The 21,093-nt window shown below is 60.6% G+C and carries 17 protein-coding genes and 1 pseudogene; 6 read left to right on the top strand and 12 right to left on the bottom strand.

The features are described 5' to 3' along the window. Genes M2360_RS25570 through M2360_RS25555 form a run of 4 tightly spaced genes read right to left on the bottom strand, consistent with a single transcriptional unit; the run spans position 1 to position 4,956 of the window. Entirely contained in the window at positions 1-1,611 is a 1,611-nt protein-coding gene (locus tag M2360_RS25570; RefSeq protein ID WP_280778216.1) for an ABC transporter ATP-binding protein, read from the bottom strand. A gap of 1 nt (position 1,612) precedes the next feature. Further along, positions 1,613-2,443: an ABC transporter permease gene (locus M2360_RS25565; RefSeq protein WP_280778215.1), complete on the bottom strand. Its 831-nt coding sequence runs from the start codon at positions 2,441-2,443 to the stop codon at positions 1,613-1,615. Continuing rightward, a complete protein-coding gene (locus M2360_RS25560; RefSeq protein ID WP_280778214.1) occupies positions 2,440-3,378 on the bottom strand; it encodes an ABC transporter permease in 939 nt (312 codons plus the stop codon). The genes M2360_RS25565 and M2360_RS25560 overlap by 4 nt, the downstream gene beginning before the upstream one ends. A gap of 33 nt (positions 3,379-3,411) precedes the next feature. Then, a complete protein-coding gene (locus M2360_RS25555; RefSeq protein ID WP_280778213.1) occupies positions 3,412-4,956 on the bottom strand; it encodes an ABC transporter substrate-binding protein in 1,545 nt (514 codons plus the stop codon). A 131-nt stretch (positions 4,957-5,087) separates the two neighbouring features. Between M2360_RS25555 and M2360_RS25550 the strand changes: the two genes are divergently transcribed. After that, positions 5,088-5,933 (top strand): MurR/RpiR family transcriptional regulator, encoded by an 846-nt coding sequence (locus M2360_RS25550; protein WP_280778212.1) that lies wholly within the window; start codon positions 5,088-5,090, stop codon positions 5,931-5,933. A gap of 127 nt (positions 5,934-6,060) precedes the next feature. Here M2360_RS25550 and M2360_RS25545 read toward each other — a convergent pair whose 3' ends face one another. The 7 genes from M2360_RS25545 to M2360_RS25515 all read right to left on the bottom strand — a co-directional run bounded on the left by M2360_RS25545 (position 6,061) and on the right by M2360_RS25515 (position 13,904). Beyond that, positions 6,061-7,200 carry an aminotransferase class V-fold PLP-dependent enzyme gene (locus M2360_RS25545; protein ID WP_280778211.1) on the bottom strand — a complete coding sequence of 380 codons (1,140 nt, stop codon included), beginning with the start codon at positions 7,198-7,200 and terminating at the stop codon, positions 6,061-6,063. 182 nt (positions 7,201-7,382) lie between these two features. Further along, the gene (locus M2360_RS25540) at positions 7,383-8,072 is read right to left on the bottom strand and encodes a GntR family transcriptional regulator (protein WP_280778210.1); all 690 of its coding nucleotides are present in this window, start codon (positions 8,070-8,072) and stop codon (positions 7,383-7,385) included. Positions 8,073-8,707: 635 nt separating this feature from the next. Beyond that, positions 8,708-9,514, bottom strand: a complete 807-nt coding sequence (locus M2360_RS25535; protein ID WP_280778209.1) for an amino acid ABC transporter ATP-binding protein — start codon at positions 9,512-9,514, stop codon at positions 8,708-8,710. Continuing rightward, positions 9,507-10,454 carry an amino acid ABC transporter permease gene (locus tag M2360_RS25530; protein ID WP_280778208.1) on the bottom strand — a complete coding sequence of 316 codons (948 nt, stop codon included), beginning with the start codon at positions 10,452-10,454 and terminating at the stop codon, positions 9,507-9,509. Before M2360_RS25530 ends, M2360_RS25535 begins: the two co-directional genes overlap by 8 nt. A 140-nt stretch (positions 10,455-10,594) precedes the next feature. After that, the gene (locus M2360_RS25525; RefSeq protein ID WP_280778207.1) at positions 10,595-11,452 is read right to left on the bottom strand and encodes an ABC transporter substrate-binding protein; all 858 of its coding nucleotides are present in this window, start codon (positions 11,450-11,452) and stop codon (positions 10,595-10,597) included. Positions 11,453-11,561: 109 nt separating this feature from the next. Further along, on the bottom strand, positions 11,562-12,866 hold the full coding sequence (locus M2360_RS25520) for an FAD-binding oxidoreductase (RefSeq protein ID WP_280778206.1): 1,305 nt from the start codon (positions 12,864-12,866) through the stop codon (positions 11,562-11,564). 18 nt (positions 12,867-12,884) lie between these two features. Next, positions 12,885-13,904: a 2OG-Fe(II) oxygenase family protein gene (locus M2360_RS25515; protein ID WP_280778205.1), complete on the bottom strand. Its 1,020-nt coding sequence runs from the start codon at positions 13,902-13,904 to the stop codon at positions 12,885-12,887. A 100-nt stretch (positions 13,905-14,004) separates the two neighbouring features. On the opposite strand from M2360_RS25515, the gene M2360_RS25510 reads away from it, so the two are divergent. From M2360_RS25510 to M2360_RS25490, 5 genes are all read left to right on the top strand, one after another. Beyond that, entirely contained in the window at positions 14,005-14,949 is a 945-nt protein-coding gene (locus M2360_RS25510; RefSeq protein ID WP_280778204.1) for a nucleoside hydrolase, read from the top strand. A gap of 53 nt (positions 14,950-15,002) precedes the next feature. Then, positions 15,003-15,665, top strand: a complete 663-nt coding sequence (locus M2360_RS25505) for a TetR/AcrR family transcriptional regulator (protein ID WP_280778203.1) — start codon at positions 15,003-15,005, stop codon at positions 15,663-15,665. A 148-nt stretch (positions 15,666-15,813) separates the two neighbouring features. Continuing rightward, positions 15,814-17,700 (top strand): sigma-54-dependent Fis family transcriptional regulator, encoded by a 1,887-nt coding sequence (locus M2360_RS25500; RefSeq protein ID WP_280778202.1) that lies wholly within the window; start codon positions 15,814-15,816, stop codon positions 17,698-17,700. A gap of 163 nt (positions 17,701-17,863) precedes the next feature. Next, on the top strand, positions 17,864-18,937 hold the full coding sequence (locus M2360_RS25495; RefSeq protein ID WP_280778201.1) for a 2,3-butanediol dehydrogenase: 1,074 nt from the start codon (positions 17,864-17,866) through the stop codon (positions 18,935-18,937). 116 nt (positions 18,938-19,053) lie between these two features. After that, complete coding sequence (locus M2360_RS25490; protein ID WP_280778200.1) at positions 19,054-20,856, top strand: NAD(P)/FAD-dependent oxidoreductase; 1,803 nt, start codon at positions 19,054-19,056, stop codon at positions 20,854-20,856. A gap of 42 nt (positions 20,857-20,898) precedes the next feature. Here M2360_RS25490 and M2360_RS25485 read toward each other — a convergent pair. Beyond that, positions 20,899-21,093: pseudogene (locus tag M2360_RS25485) on the bottom strand (D-galactonate dehydratase); the annotation flags it as partial.

The following is a 21,093-nucleotide window of genomic DNA, read 5'->3' as shown; positions in this document are numbered from 1 at the left end:
TCATGGTCCTGTTTTGGCGATCATCAGTTTTGGCGCGGCGTCGAGCAGCGCCTGGGTGTATTCGGTCTGGGGATGGCGCAGGACATCGGCGCTCCGGCCATATTCGATCAGTTTGCCATGTTGCATCACGGCGACGTCTTCGCACAGATAGCGGACCACGGCGAGGTCATGCGAAATCAGGATCAGGGTCAGCCCCAGTTCCGCCTGCAGGCGCTTGAACAATTCCAGGATCTGCGCCTGAATGGAGACATCCAGAGCCGAGGTCACCTCATCGGCGATGAGAATCTCCGGCGACATTGCGAGCGCGCGGGCGATGCCCACCCGCTGGCGTTGACCGCCGGACAGCTGGCCTGATTTGCGGCGAAGCAGGTGCTCCGGCAGTTCCACCGTCTGCATCAGCGCCTTCACCCGTTCTGGCGTTTCCGACGGCGCGCAGAGGCCATGGGCGATAAATGGTTCCGACAACGTCTGGGCAATCGTATAGGACGGGTTCAAGGACAGATAAGGATCCTGAAACGCCATTTGCACGACGCGGCTGCGCGCTTTGACGTCCTCTAGACCGGCAATGTTGATGGCGCCGAATGTCGGGCGGACAAGGCCGACAATGGCGCGGGCGAGCGTGCTTTTGCCCGAGCCGGACTCGCCGACAATGCCGAGCGATCCGCCCCGCCGGACCGAGAGGCTGACATCGTCAACCGCGCGCACCACATGCGCGGGCCTGCCGGTGATGACATCAGACAGACGACGCGGCGCGGGGAAATGAACCGACAGTTTGTCGATGGACACGACATCTGGTCCGCTGGAGGTTGTGTCGGCGCGATCCGGCAGAAGGGAAGGCTGCGATCGGATAAGATTGCGGGTGTATTCCGCCTTTGGCGCGGTCAGAATCTCCTCGGTGGAGCCCGTTTCGACGATGGCGCCATCCTTCATGACGATGATGCGGTCGCACACCGCCCCGATCACGCCCAGATCATGGGAAACCAGCACAACCGTCAGATCACGCTCCTTGCGGATCTTCTGCAGCAGGCCAAGGATCTGCGCCTGGACGGTGACGTCGAGCGCGGTGGTCGGCTCATCGGCGATCAAAAGGCCCGGCGAGCAGGCAAGCGCCGCAGCGATCATCACGCGCTGGCGCATGCCGCCCGACAGTTCGTGCGGATAGGCCGAGGCGCGCCGTGCGGGGTCGAGGATCTTCATGTCGTCAAGCAATTGAACCGCCTGATCGCCTGCCTGTGCGCGGTTCAGCTTGCGGTGTATCTTCAGGCCCTCGGCGACCTGATCGCCGACCTTCATGATCGGATCGAGATGGGTGGACGGGTCCTGGAAAATCATCGCGGCCTTTTCGCCGCGATAGCGGTTGAGTTCGGCGGCGGACATGACCAGCACGTCCTTGCCCTCATGGAGGATCTTCCCGTTCGTCACCCGCGCATTGGCGGCAAAGATCTGCAGCAAGGCGCGGCAGACCACCGATTTCCCAGATCCGGATTCGCCCACGATTCCCAGAGCTTCGCCGCGCCTGATTGTAAATGACACATCCTTGACGGCGTCAACCGGGCCATGGCTGGTGTCGAAGCTGACAGAGAGGTTTTCGATAGAGACGAGATCCTCCATTTCAGGCCTCCGGGTCCAGGACTTGCGCCATGCCATCGGCGACCAGCGACAGGCCGAACGCCAGCGAGCAGAGAGCGAGCCCTGGGAACAGTGAGATCCACCAGGCAGACCCGAGATAAGTCCTGCCTTCGGCGATCATGACGCCCCATTCTGGTGTCGGCGGCTGCACGCCGAGGCCCAGAAAGCCGAGAGACGATCCCAGCACGATGGTCAGAACCGCATCGGTCATCAGAAACACGCTCGATGGAATGATGGCGTTGGGGAAAATATGGCGCAGCATGATCCGTCCGGGGCGATAGCCCAGCACACGCGCCGCCAGCACGAAATCGGCATTGCTGAGCACCAGCGTTTCGGCGCGCACGAGCCGCGCATAGGTGACCCAGTTCACCACGGTCAGCGAGATGATGTAGCTTTGCAGACCCGGCCCCATGATCGAGACAATGGCGATGACCAGGACGAAGTAGGGGAATGAGATGGTCACCTCGAGGATGCGCATCAGCAAGGCGTCCAGCCAGCCGCCGGAATAGCCGGCGAGAAGGCCGATCGCAGTGCCCAGAATGAACGGGCCGGCGACGCCCGCGACCGCCATCAGCAGATCCATCCGCGCCCCATAGAGGATGCGGGTCAGCACATCGCGGCCGACGGAATCGGCGCCGAGAAGATGCGCGCCGCCGGGCGGCTGCAAGGCGTTGATAACGTCAATCTTGATCGGGTCGAAATGGCTGAGAACTGGCGCAAGCGCCGCCGCCACAATCCAAAACAGGGTGATTGCAAGACCGACGAGAAGCGATCGCGGAGCCTCACGTCGTAACCACATAAGCGCGCGCGTCATGGGTTGACCCTCGGATCGAGCGCCGCCATCAGGATATCCACGATCAGGTTCGACAACACGATGCCGAGCGCCATAACGATCGTCACGCCCTGCACGACGAGATAGTCGCGGCTGAGCACCGAGCGCACCAGGAGCAGGCCGAGACCTGGAATGTTGAAAACATTCTCGATCACCACCGTGCCGCCGATCAGGAAGGACGCGACGACCCCGAACAGGCTCACGGTCGGCAGAAGCGAGTTCCAGAATACATGCCGCCAGAACACCGCCCTTTGTGACACGCCCTTGGACAGCGCCGCAATCGCATAGCCGGCATTCATCTGCTGCAGCAGAGTGGCCCGGAAATTCCGCGTTAGGATCGGCGTGACCGAAATGGCGATGGTGAGCGCCGGCAGGAAGAGATGATGGAGATTGGCAAAGACGCCGTCTGCATAGCCTGAGACTGGAAAGAGCTTGAACGACAGCGAGAACACCAGCACCAGCAGCAGGCCGGCGACATAAGATGGCACGCCCACTCCCACAACGCAGAGAATGCGGATGGTCTGATCGACCCAGCCGCCACGGCTACGCGCGGCCATAACACCCAGGACCAGCGTCAGGAGCACCGAGAGCGATAGGCCATAGAGAAGGATGTAGACGGTCGGGCCGATCCGTTCGAGGATCACGGGCCCGATGGCCGATCGATAGGTGATCGACTGGCCGAAATCGCCGGACAGAACATTCTTGATGTAATAAAAATACTGAACCAGCAGCGGTTTATCGAGCCCGTAGCGTTCACGCACCAGGGCGATGGCGGCCTCGCCCGCCTTGGGACCCAGCAAAAGGCGGACAGGGTCGCCTGGCGTGAGTTGCAACAGAACGAAGGTGATCAGGCTGATCCCGAATAAAACCGGGATCAGCTCGAACGGCCTTCGCAACAGAAAGGCGAATCGCGTCATTGAAAAACACCTGCGCGGTCAGAATACCGGGTTTCAGCCCTTGAGGTCAGCGTCGTCGATTGCCGCATATTGCGAGCCAAGGTCGAACACCAGTCCTGTGACCGCCTTTGAGCGGGCGCTTGTCCAAGACGGATGATAGAGCGCGACTTGCGCTACTTCATCCACGCAGATCTTCTGGATCTGGCTGTACATGGCGGCCCGCTTGGTCTGGTCGGCTTCGCCTGCCGCAGCGTCGATCAGCTTATTGACCTCGTCATTGTTGTAGTTGGTGTAATAGGATTTGTTAGCGCCGGCCCCCCAGACGCACCAGCGCACGGCGTTGTCGGGGTCCGTTGTTTCATTGTACCACCAGTTAAGCTGCGCCTGATAATCGCCCGCCACGAGCTGGGTCCAGGCCTGCCCTGGATCAATCGAATTCACTGTGACGTTGATGCCGATCTCTGACAGCTGCGCCTGGATGAGCACGGCCGTCTTGTCTTCATCGGTGGCCCCGGCATTGGTCAGAAGCGTGAAGGATGTGTCCGCCACCCCCGATTTCGCCAGAAGTTCCTTGGCTTTTTCGACATCACGGGTGATGACCTTCAAGTCCTTGTCGTAAAAATCGAGCTTGGGGCTGAAGATCGATGATGCGGCGGTCCCGTAACCTGCGGTGACCGCGTCATTGATCTGCTGGCGATCGATGCCAAAGCTCACGGCCTGACGGAAGGCAAGATTGTCAAATGGCGCTTTGGCGTGATTGATGAGCATATCAGAGGTGGCGCTCGACGGCTCGGAGACAACAGTCACGCCGGCTGCTTCAAGCTCCTTCATGCGCGCGAACGGCACGCCCATGCTGACGTCGAGTTCGCCGGCCTGAACCATGGAGACGCCGGTATTCACATCCGGCACGAAGATGAACTCGATGCCATCGAGATGGGGAAGGCCATCCCGGTAATAGTGCTCGTTGCGCGTCATGATCACGCGGTCGCCGGTCTTCCATTCGACGAATTTGAACGGACCGGATGTGACGGCCGGCTTCGCGCCAAACGCCTCGTCGCCCATCGCAGTCACGGTCTTCTTGGAGACGATGCCGGTATTCCAGATCTCGCAGAGCTTGAGGAACGGCGGGAAGGGACGATCGAGACCGAATTTCACCGTGACCGCGTCCACGGCTTCAATCTTTACCAGCGGCTGGAAGGGCGCCGCGTAGACGGTATCTTTCTGGAAGCGCATGCGGTTGTAGCTGAAAGCGACGTCTTCGGCCGTCAGCGGGCTGCCATCCGAGAATTTCAGACCCGCGCGCAGCTTGAATGTGTAGGTCAGTCCGTCGTCGGAGATTGTCCAGCTTTCGGCAAGCCCGGGGCCAACTTCGCTCTGATCGGCATTGGCCTTCAACAGGCGGGCATACATCATGCCCTGGCTGATGATATCGGGAGCAAAGACCGTCTTGATCGGGTCAAGCGTCTGCACCGGGGCCGCATAGCCGATGCGCAGGACCTTCTTTCCGGCTGCGGCGGCTATTGAAGAGAGTTGTTCGAGCAGGAACGGCGCCCCGATGCCTGCGGATATGACTGATTTGATAAAGTTACGACGATTCATTGTAGTTCCCCTATGGCGAATGTTTTCATTGCTCATTTATGGGTAAACAATCTTCTTGGCGTTTACTTCTGTCAATAACATTATTATGGTATATTTCTGTCTCAACCGGAGGCGGCGAAGCCGCGACATTGATGTCCGCAACCACAATCCGAAAATTTCAATCGCTGCTTCCAGAATTGACGCCGACCGAGGCCAGAATTGCGCATTTCATTATCGCGCATATCGACCAGATTCCTTTCGAAACCGGCAGTTCGCTGGCGCGCAAGGTATCGGTCAGCGAAATCTCCGTCAGCCGTTTCCTGCGCCGGGCTGGCTATAAAAGCATTGCCGGCCTGAAGCTTGAGCTGAAAGTCGAGGCAGTCAACGAGAGGCATCTGTCAGACGAGAGCGAAAGCGCTGCTTCGCCCGACATTTACGCAGAGGTGCGCGAGAATGAGATCCGCTCCATCGAACGGCTGTTCGTGGAATTCAAGGGCGCGCCCTGGCGCGAACTTGTGGAAACCGCGACCATCGCGGAGCAGATCTTCGTGACGGGTTTTCAGGCATTGCGCGGCACAGCCGAGGATTTTTCTCGCCGCCTGGCTCTCGCCCGAGACAATGTCCGCTTCATGTCCGCCCATGACGATATGCTCGGGGAATGGCTGTCCTTTATCGGCGACCCCAGTCCGAAGCCGTTGGTTCTAATTCTGATCGACGGCGTTCCCTATGCCAATGACGGTTTGAAAGTGGCGCAGATCGCCAAGGAAAACGGCATCAAGGTGATCGTCATCAGCGATGAATTCTGTGACTGGGCGCATGATGTCGCCGACCACACGATGTTTGCAGCGTCCGGCTCGGGACTGTTCATCGAGTCGACAGTCGCCCTGACGCTGATCCTGAATGTGCTCGTCGATGCCGTCGCCCGCAGCAATCATGGCGCCAGCACGTTGCGGCTGGACCGCTGGCAAATCCTGATGCGGCGGCTCAATATTTTCTGAAGTCATCGCCACTGACCGCGAATAATCCGGCTCTTTTTACCTTGAAAAGCGGCATAAACACCCGCTTTTCAAATGGTTAACCATAGGTGGGGCGGTTCGCGTCCATCAGGGCGCGGTGGTTCTCATGTCATGCGCGCGTGCTGCTTCCCTTCGGCGCAATATGTTCAAGCGCAGTGAAAAGCTCATCGACGGCGCTTTCGGACGTCACTGCGCCTGGCGAAAGCCGCATGGTGCTGCCGCGCGCGTCGCAATAGATCGCCTCAGCCCGGAGCGCCGAGATCACCGCTGTGGGCTCGACCGTCGAGGGCAGCGTCAGCATGACGCTGCCTCCGCGTTCGTCGTCGTTAACAGGCGACGCGATCTTCCAGCCGAGATCCCGAGCGTGACCGATAATCTTGTGGGCGGCTTCGAGATTGTTGGCCCTGATGGCGTCAACCCCACGCGCGATCACCCAATTGAGGCCTGGAAGCGAAGCGACTGAGGCCAGGATCGAAGGCGTGCCGTGATCGAAGCGACGCGCGTCGCCAGCGTAGTGGAACTTGTCGAGATCCCAGGAGAAGGGGTTTTCCTGGCTGAACCAGCCGCGCAGTTCGGGCTGGCAGTCCATGAGCAGGTCGGGGCGAACATAAAGAACGCCGGCGCCTGATGCGCCGCACAGCCATTTAAGCGATGTGGAAACGACGAAATCGACAGTGTCGGCCGCCACGGAAAAGGGAACGACGCCGACGCCTTGCGTAATGTCGATGCCGACGACCGATCCCATCGCGCGCCCATGCGCCGCCAACCGCTCAACATCCACGCGGTGCGATGTGGTCGAGGAAACGAAAGTCAGGAGCGCGAGACCGACATCTTCTCGCCAATGGGCAATGAAGTCCTCGTCGCGAACCCAGGCCTCGCCTGGACGGAAAGGCACCGTATCGAGGACGAAGTCGAACCTCCGCGCTATGCCGGCCAAGAGGAAATGCAGGCTAGGGAAACAATCTGCCGCCACGAGCAGGCGCTTGCCGCGCAACCGGTTCGCGGGCAGTCCGCCAACCAAACTGAAGAGCGCTGTCGTGACGTTCTCGGCCGTCGTCACCGAGCCCGGGGGGGCGCCGATTACACTACGCCAGGCGTCAATGAAGGCTTGACGTTCCGCGAGCGCTGCCGGCCACTGGCCGTCGTCTTCCGCAGACCAGATCTGCGAAAAGCGCGACAACGCTTCGCTCATCTGTTCTGCTTTGCCCGGAAAGGTTCCGATGGAGTGGAAGAGAAAGTACCTGGACATTTCAAGCCTCAACTATTTTGATCAAAAGATCATATTGGGGACTTTTCGTCAATCTGGTCTGCGGGAGGAATTTTGAACTGGCGGAAGAATATTTTTATTCCTAAAAAATATATAAAAAACATCAACTTAGTTCCCAGCTTTTTGTCATCGGCGCCAGGGAGCCCGGTAGGGTGGCGGCGGCCTCAATTGTCGATAAGTCTGCGCAAGAGATCCTGCGTGTCTCTGATATCTGCAACCATTTCCTCGCGCGCGCGCACCGCGTCGCGCTGGCGCATAGCCGCGATGATCCTGCGGTGATGAACGGTGTAGGATCGAAAGTCTTCGGTGGCCATGCGCGGGGCGACATAGGCCGGGAGCATGCGCATATAGGGGCCGTAGCGCAGCCAAAGCGTGTCGATGAGCTGGGTGAGCACTTCCGATCTCGACGCGCTATAGATCCGATAGTGGAATTCACGATTGACGCTCAGCATTTCGTACACCTGGCCGTTTTGGGCGCAGAGTTCATGCGCGGCAACCACGCCCTCCAACGCGTCGATTTCCTCAATGGAAATCAATTGCGCCGCCAGTTCCGTGGCGAGTCCCTCTATGGAAGCGCGTGCGCGGCAGAGGTCGTCGAGGCGGGCGGAGCTGACGGCTGGCACGCGAGCGGAACCGTTGCGGGCGACTTCAAGCGCATTTTCGGCGGCAAGCCGTCGCAAAGCTTCGCGGACGGGCATGTGGCTGGTGTCGAACGATTGCGAAAGTGATGCGATGGTCAGCACTTGACCCGGATCGAAACGGCCGAGAAGCAGGGCCTCTCGCAGCTTTACGTAAACGGCGTCCTGAACTGTGACCCTCCCCAGAACCGGGCCGAAATTCTCGTCCAAAGCCAATGCGTATCCCTTTTCAGGTAGGTCAGTTTCGCCTGCGGCGAAAATCTATCTGTCAGAACCTTGAAAAACAAGGCGCGGCATCATTTGATCAAACGCGCAAGAGCTGCTGGATCCAAATCAAGACGCGGTTCGCCGTTCCAAACGCCAATGTTGGAGATCAGACATGCCACGTCTTGCGAAACGGATTACCCAGATACCCCCCAAGAGTTTCGGAATGTCTCAGAAGGCTCCGCAATAGCAAGTCAGGGACGTGATCCCATTCATCTCGAACTCGGTTAACCCTTCCATGACGCGCCTGATCATATCAAGGACGCCACGGTAAAGGCGCTACGGGACGGATGGGTGCATTGATCCGACATGCGCGGCGAACTAGCGCTGCGCCGGGCTCTGCAAGAGAAACTGGTGGACGACGAAGACCGGCGCAAGCGCGAACTTGTCGTCAGTCGGTTGAGTCAGACGCCCGGAATATTCTGCCAAAGTCCGCATGGCGCGATCGATGCGTTTCCGAACATCAAAGGCGTCGGCCTGAAAGCTCAGGACGCCGCTGCTCTCATCCGTGAAAAAGTCGGCGTGGTCGAAGCCGGTTGCTTTTCCGGCGCGGCGGCGTGCTGTCCCATGTGCCCGCTGCCCGGAAATCAGAGCACGCGTGAGAGAAATTCCCGCGTGCGGGGAGATTGCGGATCGGCGATCATCACGCGCGGATCGCCTTGCTCCACGATCACGCCCTGGTCCATGAAGATCAACTGGTCGCCGATTTCTCTGGCGAAGCCGATTTCATGAGTCACCACCACCATGGTCATGCCGCTTTCAGCGAGGTCGCGCATGACGCCAAGCACTTCGCCAACCAGTTCCGGATCAAGCGCCGAGGTCGGTTCGTCAAACAACAGGACTTTCGGCTTCATCGCCATGGCGCGGGCAATGGCGACGCGTTGCTGCTGGCCGCCTGAGAGTTCGCGCGGATAGCGATCGAGCTTGTCGGACAAGCCGACGCGTTTGAGCAGCACCTCGGCTTCGGCGCGGGCTTGGTCGACGGGCATACGGCGCACCTGCGTTGGCGCCTCGATCATGTTCTCCATCACGGTCATGTGGGAAAACAGGTTGAAGGATTGAAACAGCATGCCGATTTCTGCGCGCCTCTGGCAGAGCAGCCTGTCTTTCACCTCATGGAGATTGTCGCCCACCAGATCGTAACCCACGAATTCGCCATCCACGAGCAGCAGGCCTCCCGAGAGCTTCTCGAGATGGTTGATGCAGCGCAGGAAGGTGCTCTTGCCTGAGCCCGAAGGGCCGATGATGCAGGTGACGGAGCCTCTGGGAACATCGAGGTCGATGCCCTTCAAAACCTCAAGGTTGCCATAGGATTTTCGTACGCCTCGGGCGAACACCATGGATTCGGGAGGGATCTGAAAGCGGTCGCGGTTGGATATGCTGGCCTCAGACATGACTCTGCCTCCTGCTTATGGGCATGAGTTTGGCCAGAATATCCGCCAGAAGCGACTCCTCGCTCTTGTCGCTCCGACCGAAATGACGTTCTAGGAAATGCTGGCCGACCGACATGATGCTGACCACCGCCAGATACCAGACGGCCACCACGATGAGCAGCGGTATGGTCTCGAAGGTTCGGGCATAGATGCTTTGCGCCGAATAGAAGAGATCGTCGACGGCGATGAAGGTGACGAGCGAGGTCATTTTGAGCAGATTGATGGCTTCGTTGCCGGTCGGCGGAACGACAAAGCGCATGGCTTGCGGCAGTGTGATGCGCTTCAGGATCAGACGATAGGGCATGCCGAGCGCGCTCGCCGCCTCCGCTTGGCCTGAGGGAACCGATTTGATGCCCGCCCGGATGATCTCTGCCATATAGCCTGCTTCGCAGAGCGACAATGCGACGACGGCGGAGAGAAACGGCGTCATCAGGTCATTGGTGCGGATGGAAAACAATGTGCCGAGGCCAGGAACCGTCAGCGACACCTCACGCACCAGGATCGACAGGTTGAACCAGAAGATCAGCTGGATCAGCGCCGGGACGCCACGGAAGAACCAGACATAGACGCCTGCGAAAGCGCGCAGGATCGGGCTCGGCGACACGCGCATGATAGCGATGACAGCGCCGATAACGATGGCCACCGCCATGATCAGCACGGTGAGCAGAAGCGTCGTGCCCAGTCCGCGCAGGATCGGAGGATGAAATATATAGCCAATCACTGTGCCCCAGTCGAAGGCGGGATTGACGGCGAAGGCGCGGATAATGAACCCGGCCAGCACGAGAGCGATCGCGGTGCCGATCCAGATGCCGTATTGCCGCTGCGGCACGACCTTCAGGCGCGAGACCTGCTCGGCGATGGCCGCATGCGCGAGGGAGTGGGGAGGATCGGCGGTGCTCATGACTCTGTCCTTGGTATTCTCGGATGGCGCCTGGATTGAAACGCCGACGATGCGCCGCCGTTGTTGGTCCGGCGACGCTCATGGATTGGACGGCTCAGAAAGAGCCTTTCAACAGGCTCTCTTGGAGCCGGTTTCAGGCCTTATTCCGCGCGGAGCGATTCCATCGTGTTGACGAAATAGGGCTCCTTGATCGCATAGGCGCCCATGCCGTATTTGTTCAAGATCTCCTGATACTTGCCGTTCTTGAATAGCTCCGCAAGCGCGGACACCATCATCTCGGCGGTCGCCGGGTCATCCTTGGCGATGGCGAGGCCGAGCGGCGCAACGTCATAAAGCGTCGGCAGCACGACCAGCTGGCCCTTGCTGGTGACTTCGAAATAGCTGGATGCGGTGGCGTCGTCCATACGGGCGTCGACACGGTCGGACAGCACAGCCTGGACGATGTCGGTCGAGGAGTTGAAGACGGACTTCTTGATGTCTTCCTGGCCCTTGTCGGCGCAATCCTTGCTGAGCTTGTCGACAAGGAAGTCGGAGGCGCTGCCGGCGGAGACGCCGATGCGCTTGCCGCAGAGCGGCATGTCGCCGGTAAAGCTGTCCTTCTTTTCCGGCGAAGTCGAGGCGGCGATGCCGGCCTTAATGAACATCACGAAATCGACCTGCTTGAGGCGGTCGGGATTGGCGGAGAAGGTTTCCCAGGCGATTCTGAAACGGCCGGAGGCCAGGCCCGGGATCATCGACGGGAAGGGCGTGCGCTGGATATCGAGCTCCGCCTTCACAAGCTTGGCGACTTCGCCGGCGAGTTCGACGATGATGCCGGTCTGCTTGCCGTCGGCGTGGAGATATTCGAAGGGCGCGTAATCCAGCGTGTTGGCGACGGAAAGCTTGCCGCTGCTCGCCACGTCGGGTGAAGCCTTGATGTCAGCCGAAACAGCGTTGCCGCTCCAGACCGTCATCATGGCGGCGAGGCCGAGGCCTGCATAGGTCAGATAAGATTTCATGTCAGTCGTTCCTCTCTTCTTTGTTGTTACTCCCGCCGCCGGGTTCCGCTTTAAGCCTGGTCCCGCTGGCTTCCGGTCCAGACCCGCTGGACGGAAATTCTCGATTGCTTCACACCCCCGTCGTCGGCTTTGGCCGCGTTCCGTCAATGAAGCGTTCGTAGCGAAAGGCTGTGGGGTCAACGAGCGGCGCATCGCCGGTGACCAGATCGGCGGCGAGCTTGCCCGCGCCGGGTCCGATGCCGAAGCCATGGCCGGAAAATCCCGTCGCGATCACCAATCCCGGCAGCGACTGCACCTTGGAAATGACCGGGATCGCATCGGGTGTCGCATCGATCATGCCAGCCCAGCTTTGCTCGACTTTGGCGCCCCGAAAAATCGGGAAAGCTTTTTGCAGGTCTGAAAATGTCTGTGTCAGGCGATGGTTCAAGGGCGCGGGGTCGAGCGTGCGCATCCGTTCAAACTCTGTTTCCCCCTTGATGTCCACGGTCAGCGGAGAGGGTAAGCCCAGGCTGAAGCTTCCCCATTCCTGCCGCATCATTGGCACGAAATCTGCGAAATAGCGGAAGCTGTCGGCGCCGATATCATGGCGGTTTTGGCTGCCGTCGGCGATCGTATAGCCGCCGTCCAGTCGCTTGCGATAGGCGAAGTCCTTGCACCAGGCTGCGCCATCGGGGCCGCCCGAGACTGGGCTGGTGCGCAGCACCGAGGCGCGAACGCCGAGTTGCGGCAGTCTCACATTCAAACGACGCAGCAGTTTCGTCGACCAGACGCCGCCCGCGACAACTACCGTGTGACAGTCAATGCGCCCATGTTCGGTTAAGACTGCAGAGACCCGTCCATTGGTGGTCTCGATATCACGGACGGCGCAATTGGCCATAAGGACAGCGCCGTCAGCCGCCGCTGCTCGCGCAATCGCCGATGCTGCTTTTTGCGGCTCTGCGCGACCGTCGCTCGCTGTATAAAGCGCGGCATGCCAGTTTCTCGCCGCGCCGGGCAGAAGATCGGCGAGTTCAGCGCCCCGCACCAGCCTGGTGTCAAAGGCGAAATCGCCCGCGCGCGTCAGCCAATCGACATGATGTGCGACATCGTCTTCTTGGTCGCAGAGATAGAGAATGCCGGTCCGGCGAAAGCCGACATCGGCGCCAACCAGCATATTCATGTCGTCCCAGATCCGCATGGACTCGACGATCAGCGGCAATTCGCGCGGGTCGCGGCCCATGCGCCGCACCCAGCCCCAGTTGCGGCTCGATTGCTCGCCGACGAAATCGCCCTTTTCGGAGACGACCACGAAGAGACCGCGGCGCGCCAAGAAAAGCGCCGTGCTCAGCCCGATAATGCCGCCGCCCACGATGACCACATCGGCCTTCGCTGGCGGCGTCTCGGCAGACGTGACAGGATCGACCTGTGGTCCCAAACGAGCCTCCTGGCGGGTTCAGATCTTGGCGGCGGCGGCTTCCGCTGCCTGCTTCTTGCGATAGTGATAGTTCTTGTCGATCCGCTCCATCAGGTAATCGCCATACTGAACCGGCGGATATTTGGGCTCGGCGCCAGCGGGCACGCAGACATCCAGCGCTTCGATCATCTCGTTCATGGCTGGATCGAAGAAGAAGGGCTGCGAATAGCGTTCGCGACCGGTGCGATTGATGACGCGATGCGGGGTCGACACGAAGACGTCGTTGGACCAGCGGGCGAGGATGTCGCCGACATTCATCACGAAGGAATCCGGGATTGGCGGAGCCGGGACCCATTCGCCGGCCTTGTTCTTGACTTCGAGGCCGCCGACATCGTCCTGGGCGAGCAGCGTGATGAAGCCGTAATCGGTATGCGGCGCAGAGCCGAACAGGCCTTCTTCCTGCGGTTGGGTGGGATAATGCAGCAGGCGCAGGAACGTGGTCGGATCTTCGAAATAGCGGTCGAGATTGTCGGCGGGTAGGCCGAGCGAGAGCGCGATCGCCCGCACCATCTTGCGCGCCAGCGTGCTCATCTCTTCCACATAGTGCTCGATCGTGGCGCGGAATCCAGCGAGCTGCGCCTCATCCGGCCACTGGTTCGGGCCTTGCAGCGGCTCGCCTGCAATAGCGCGCGGATCGTTTTCGTCGACTTCATGCATGAAGAAGATCGATTCGCTCTGGTTCGGCTTGCTGACAGTGGCGACCGAGGAGGTGACGATGGTGGAGCCGGCGAACGGCAGGAAGCCGCGAAAATTCTTGTCGATCTTGAGCTTCAGCTTTTCCTCGTCCGGCAGAGCGAAGAAACGCTTGCTGGCTTCGCGGACCGCCTCGACATCGGCGCGGGGAATGGGGTGGCCAACGACATAAAGGAAGCCGATGGTCTCGAGATAGCTGCGCAGCGTTGCCGCCGTGGCGCGAATGGCCGCCTCGTCATCGCCGTAGAGCGAAGAGACGTCTAGAATCGGAATCTCGGAAAAGTCGCCGCGGTCGATCGAGGTCATCGCCAAACTCCTGTCTTGAACATACGATACAGTACTGTATTTCTACACATAGAAATGATATCGGCAATAGGCATTCGTCAATCATGGGAAAATCAAAACAATGACCCCACGCAAGATCATTATCGACACCGATCCGGGGCAGGACGACGCCTTTGCGATTCTGTTCGCGCTCGGCTCGCCAAAGGAATTGGAGGTCGTCGGGATCACCACGGTCGGGGGCAACGTTCCTCTCAGGCTTACCGCGATCAATGCGCTGAAAGTGGTGGAATTGGCGCGCCGGCCTGATGTTCCGGTATTCGCCGGCTGCCCGGCTCCCATGGTCAAGCCGTTGATGACGGCGGAATATGTGCATGGCGAAACGGGCCTCGACGGCGCTGATCTGCCGGAACCGGTGACGCCGCTGCAGGCCGAGCACGGCGTCAACTGGATGGTGCGCACCATCATGGAGGCGGAGGTCGGCGAGATCACCGTCTGCACGCTCGGACCGATGACCAATCTCGCCATGGCGATGACAATGGAGCCGCGGATTATTCCGCGCATCCGTGAAGTCGTGTTGATGGGCGGCGGCTTCTTCGAGGGCGGCAACGCCACGCCTGCTGCCGAGTTCAACATCTATGTCGATCCGCACGCGGCCCATAAAGTGTTCGCCTCGGGCGTGCCGGTCACCATGGCCGGGATCGATTGCACCTACACCGCGCAGATGACCCCGGAATGGCTCGCCAGGCTCCGGGCGACCGGCAGCCGCGCGGCGATCGAGGCGGCCAATCTCGCCGACTTCTTCCGCATCTACGGCTCGCACAAATTCCCGACCGAAGCGCGGCCGATTCACGACGCCTGCGTCACCGGCTATCTGCTGGCGCCCGAGATTTTCGAGCAGCGCGAGTGCCATGTGACGGTGGAGATTTCGTCGCCGGTGACGATCGGCATGACAGTGGTCGACTGGTGGCATGTCACTGGGCAGGAGAGAAACTGCAACGTGCTGCGCAGGATCGATCCCGATCCCTTCTTCGCACTTATGTTGGAGCGGATCAGCGCGCTCCCTTGATTCAGCGCCCGCTGGTTGCTAACGGCAGGATGAGACATCCGGGCCGGCCGGCGATGTCGCCGGCCATTTCCGGTCTTGAAAGCGAAGAGCCTTTGGCAAAAGCGAAACAGTTATCCGCAGCTCCCGACGCCGAGGATACAGGCAAAGTCGCCCGCAGGACGCTGACGCGCGAGGGTTGGGTGGCGGCGGCCCGCAAGGTTCTGGAGAAGCGCGGCATCGCCGAGGTGAAGATCGACCGGCTGGCGCGACAGTTCAAGGTGACGCGCGGCAGTTTCTATTTCCATTTTTCGAGCCTGAGCGATCTGCACGACGAATTGCTCTCGGAATGGCGGCGATCCAATTGCGCGCCTTTCCAGGCAATGGTGGAACGGGAGGTTACCGACGGCGTGCAGTTCTTCAGCGACATCGTGCATACCTGGGTCGACGAAAAACCCTTCAGCCCGAAACTCGATCTCGCCATCCGCGACTGGGCGCGGACATCCAAGAAGATTGCCGGGGAAGTGGATGCGATCGACGAACTGCGCATCCAGCTTCTGGTGCGTTCTTTCCTCAAGATCGGCTATTCCGACAAGGAAAGCATTGTCCGGGCGCGCATCACCTATTTCCACCAGATCGGCCAATACGCGCTGTCGTTCAAGGAAGATCCGGACATCCGAAAGAGCTACCAGCCCCTGTTCGGCGATGTGCTGCTGGGACCGCTCGCCAAGAGCCCGTGATCCTGCCGGGCGATGCGCCTCTCCGGCTGTCGCGTCAATGACGCGATAAAGGCTGCCGATTTTGTTGAACGATTAGGCTCTCGCCGCAATTGCGGTTATGCTCTCCCTGAGGATCACGGGAGGCGGCCTGTTTCTGGCCGGTGATTTCATGGGTTTTTCGGAGCACGTCAAGGAAATCGAGCGCGTCGGGCAGGGCAGCAATACGGGGAGGGACGCGCTGGTCGTCGAATCCTGGCGTCGATGCCTGGACACGTATCAGCTTGATCCGGCCAAAGCGCGCGAGGCGGTGATCGTTTCTGAAACGCGGCTGCGCGAACATCGCCAGCAGGCCGAGGATCTGGTGCATATTGCCCGCTCCGGTCTCGAGCGGCTCTATCGACAGGTCGCCGAGCAGAATTATGTGCTGCTCCTTTCCGATCGTCAGGGTGTGACTGTCGAATTTCTCGGCGACGCCTCCTTCAACAACAATCTGCGTAAGGCTGGGCTTTATCTTGGTTCGGAATGGTCGGAGCCGCGCGCCGGCACCTGCGCGGTCGGCGCCTGCATCGCCACCGGCGAAGCGCTGACGATCCATCAGACCGATCATTTCGACATCACCCATACGCCGCTCTCCTGCACCGCCGCCCCGATCTATGATACGCAAGGCGCGTTGACGGCGGTGCTCGACATTTCTCTCCTCAGTTCGCCCATTCTGAAGGCGAGCCAGAACATGGCGCGCCATCTCGTGTCCTCCACCGTGCGGCGGATCGAACTCGCCAATCTCATGGCCAATAGCCGCCATGACCTGGTTCTGCGTTTCGCTGCAGCGCCCGAGTTTCTGGATGTCGATCCGGAAGCGGCTGTGTCGGTGGATGGCGTCGGGCACATCACCGGGATGACCCATGGCGGCGCGCGGCTTCTCGCCCGGTCGCGCGGGCTGGATTGGCGCAGCCCCGAGTTGATGATCGGCCAGCCCGTCGCCGACTTCTTCGAAGCAGGCCTTGATGAGCTTGCCTCGCTGACGCGCGCCAGCCTGCCGCAGGATCGCCGGATCGCCTTGCGCGACGGCGGCCTCCTCTATGCCCATGCGATCGAACCGCAGAGCCGTGTCGCCGGCGCGCCGGTCGCCAGGCTCGCGCGGCCGGCGCCCGCGATCTCCCGATTGGGCGGGACTTCGCCACTGATCGACGGTCTCAGGCGCAAGGTCGCAAAGCTCGCGCCAAGCCGCTTGCCGATCCTGCTGCAGGGGCAGACGGGAACCGGCAAGGAATTCCTGGCGCGGATCATTCACGAGGCGAGTGGCGTTGCCGGCCGCTTCGTCGCGGTCAATTGCGCGGCGATCCCCGAACAACTGATCGAGAGCGAATTGTTTGGCCACGCACCCGGCGCCTTTACCGGTGCGCTCGCCAAGGGGCGCAAAGGGCTCGTCGAGGAGGCCGAGGGCGGCACGCTGTTTCTCGACGAGATCGGCGACATGCCCTTTGCGGCGCAAAGCCGCTTGCTGCGCGTGCTTGCGGAGGGCGAAGTCCTGCCTGTCGGCGGATCTGCGCCGCGCAAGGTGGATTTCCGTGTCGTCTCGGCGTCACATCGCTTGCTGGCCGATATGGTGGCGGCCGGAAAATTTCGCGAGGATCTCTATTACCGGCTGAACGCCGCAGTGCTGTCGCTGCCGCCTTTGGCGGCGCGCGAGGATTTTGTCTGGTTGTTGGACAGACTTCTCGAAAAGCACGGAGCCATAGGCCGCCCTTTGCGTCTTTCCGGCGCGGCCAGAATGCTGATCCTCAACTATTCCTGGCCCGGCAATATCCGTGAACTCGACAACGCCATCGCCTTTGCCGCCGCGCTTTGCGAGGGCGGACTGATCGAGGTCGCCGACCTTCCGGATCATCTCACGCATATAGGCGGTTTGGCCGATCAGGAGACGGCTGAAGCGGATGTCCGCGCCATCCTGGCCGCCTGCAAGGGCAATGTGTCCGAAGCCGCCCGGCGGCTTGGCATCGACCGCACCACGCTGCATCGGCGCATGAAGCGGCTCGGCATAGACCGGACGCATTGAGGGCGCTGTTGTGGCGCGCGCCACACTTGTTGCGCCACAGTTGTGGCGCAAGATGTGGTAATCGACCGAGAAAATGCCGTGAATTCAAATAATTGAACCACACGCTGCCGCTGGCACGGGGGTTGCAGCTCACTTTACGTCAAAAAGACCAAAGGGAGAAAACATGCGCGCGCTCAGATTTCACGCCGCCAAGGATTTGCGGCTCGAAGACATTGCCGAACCCAAGCAGCCGGGGCCGGGGCAGGTCCTGGTCCGCAATCGCTTCGTCGGCATTTGCGGCACCGACCTTCACGAATATAGCTACGGCCCGATCTTCATCCCCACCGAGCCGCATCCCTTTACCGGCGCACATGGTCCGCAGGTTCTCGGTCATGAATTCGGCGGCGTGATCGAGGCTATCGGGGCAGGGGTGACGTCCGTTGCTGTCGGCGACCGGGTGTCGATCCAGCCGCTGGTCATGCCGAGATCCGGCGACTATTTTGCCGATCGCGGCCTGTTTCATCTGAGCCCCGAACTGGCATTGGTCGGGCTGAGCTGGGATGGCGGCGGCATGGCCGAAGCGGCGGTTGTCAACGAATACAATGTCCAGAAAATTCCCGATGACATGACCGATGAAGAGGCTGCTCTTGTCGAGCCCACGGCGGTCGCGGTCTATGCCTGCGATCGCGGCGGCGTGACCGCCGGCAGTAGCGTGCTGGTCACCGGAGCCGGTCCCATCGGAATGCTGACATTGCTCGCCGCCCGCGCCGCCGGCGCCGCGCAGCTCTTCGTGTCCGATCTCAATGATGCGAGGCTTGAGCTGGCGAAAGGCGTGCTGCCCGATATCATCACCATCAACCCGAAGCGCGACAAGGTCGGCGATGTCGTTCGCTCGCTGACGGAAGGCCATGTCGGCTGCGACGTCGCCATCGAATGCGTGGGCAACGAACATGCGTTGAAGGCCTGCGTCGACGCCGTTCGCAAACAGGGTGTTGTGGTGCAGACTGGCCTGCATCCGCATGAAAACCCGCTCGACTGGTTCCAGGTCACCTTTCGCGATCTCGAGATCAAGGGCTCCTGGGCCTACCCGACCCATTACTGGCCGAGGGTGATCCGGCTGATCGCATCAGGCCTGCTGCCGGCGACCAAGATCGTCACCAAGCGCATCACCCTCGACACAGCCGTCAAGGAAGGATTCGACGTCCTGCTCGATCCCGCCGGCGCGCATCTGAAGATCCTGATCGATCTTTCGAAATGAACTTTTCAGCCTCGGTTTCCGGGAGAGGAGCCCGGACGCCAAGGCGCTGAAGTCGAATGGAGCGCTGCAACCGGCGCTTCCTCACGAACCACCAAGCATCCATGGAGGAGATGACCATGCTTGATATCAGCCCGGGAACCAAGATCGACTCGGTTCTTTCAAAACTCGGCCAAGCCCTCGAAAGCGGCGACATCGACGCTGCCGTCAACCTGTTTCAGACCGATTGCTACTGGCGCGATCTGGTGACCTTCACCTGGAACCTCAAGACCGTAGAAGGCCATGAGCAGATCCGCGACATGCTCGCCACCCAGTTGGCCGCGACGAAGCCGTCAAATTTCGTGCAGGATTCCAAGGAGGCCGCCTCTGAGGCCGGCGGCGTCACGGACGGCTGGTTCGAATTCGAAACAGGCGTTGCGCGTGGTTATGGCCACATCCGCCTCAAGGATGGGCTGATCTGGACGCTGCTGACCACCATGACCGAACTCAAGGGCCATGAGGAGCCGAAAGGCTTCCAACGTCCGATGGGCGCCGAGCATGGTCATGACCGCAATCGCAAGACCTGGAAGGAAAACCGCGAGACCGAAGCTGCCGAACTCGGCTATTCCACCCAGCCCTATGTCGTCATCATCGGCGGCGGCCAGGGCGGCATCGCGCTTGGCGCGCGGCTGCGCCAGCTCGGCGTGCCGACCATCATCATCGAGAAGAATGAGCGGCCCGGCGATAGCTGGCGCAAGCGTTACAAGTCGCTCTGCCTGCATGACCCGGTTTGGTACGATCACCTGCCTTACATTCCCTTCCCGGAAAACTGGCCAGTTTTCACGCCCAAGGACAAAGTGGGCGACTGGCTGGAAATGTACACCAAGGTCATGGAGTTGAATTACTGGGGCTCCACCACTTGCAAATCCGCTCAATATGACGAAGCGACCGGCGAATGGACCGTGATCGTCGATCGCGCCGGCCAGGAGGTGGTGCTGAAGCCGAAGCAGCTGGTGCTAGCGACCGGCATGTCCGGCAAGGCCAATGTGCCGACATTTCCCGGACAGGACGTGTTCAAGGGCGAACAGCAGCATTCCTCGCAGCATCCGGGTCCGGACGCCTATGCCGGCAAGAAGGTGGTGGTGATCGGCTCCAATAATTCCGCCCATGATATCTGCGCCGCACTCTGGGAAGCCGGCGCCGATGTCACCATGCTGCAGCGTTCGTCCACCCATATCGTCAAATCGGATTCACTGATGGAGATTGGCCTTGGCGATCTCTATTCCGAGCGGGCGGTGCAGGGCGGCATGACCACGCGCAAGGCCGACCTCATCTTTGCCTCGCTTCCCTACCGGATCCTGCATGAATTCCAGATCCCGATTTACGACAAGATCCGTGAACAGGACGCCGATTTCTACGCGGCGCTCGAAAAGGCCGGCTTCATGCTGGATTTCGGCGACGACGAGTCCGGCCTGTTCATGAAATATCTGCGTCGTGGTTCAGGCTACTACATCGACGTCGGCGCCTGCGACCTGGTCATCGACGGCTCGATCAAGCTGAAATCCGGCGTGGATGTCTCGCATCTCACTCAAAACGCCGTGGTGCTGAAGGACGGAACGGAACTGCCAGCCGATCTCGTGGTCTACGCCACCGGTTATGGCTCCATGAATGGCTGGGCGGCCGATCTCATCTCGCGCGAGGTCGCCGACAAGGTCGGCAAATGCTGGGGTCTCGGCTCCAACACCACCAAGGACCCCGGTCCCTGGGAGGGAGAACAGCGCAATATGTGGAAACCGACGCAGCAGCCTGCTCTCTGGTTCCATGGCGGCAACCTTCACCAGTCGCGGCATTACTCGCAATATCTGTCGCTACAGCTCAAGGCCCGCCAGGTCGGCATGGATACGCCTGTTTACGGCATGACCAAGCCGCATCACCTGTCTTGATGATGGGCGGGCGCCGGTTTCGCCGGCGCCCGCTGATTGATCTCACCACTCCGCCACGCTGCCGTCGGCATGTCGCCAGACCGGGTTGCGCCACCGATGGCCCTCCTTGGCGCGTTCGATCACATAGGCCTCGTCCACCTCGACGCCGAGGCCCGGACCCTGCGGGATCGACACGAAGCCGTCCTCGTAGTGGAACACCTCCTTGTTGGAGATGTAATCGAGGATGTCGTTGCCGGT

It is taken from the genome of Rhizobium sp. SG_E_25_P2, assembly GCF_029892285.1.
Classification (GTDB): Bacteria; Pseudomonadota; Alphaproteobacteria; order Rhizobiales; family Rhizobiaceae; genus Rhizobium_E.
Note: the sequence above shows the minus strand (reverse complement) of the source record. Positions and strands in the feature narration are given on the sequence as shown.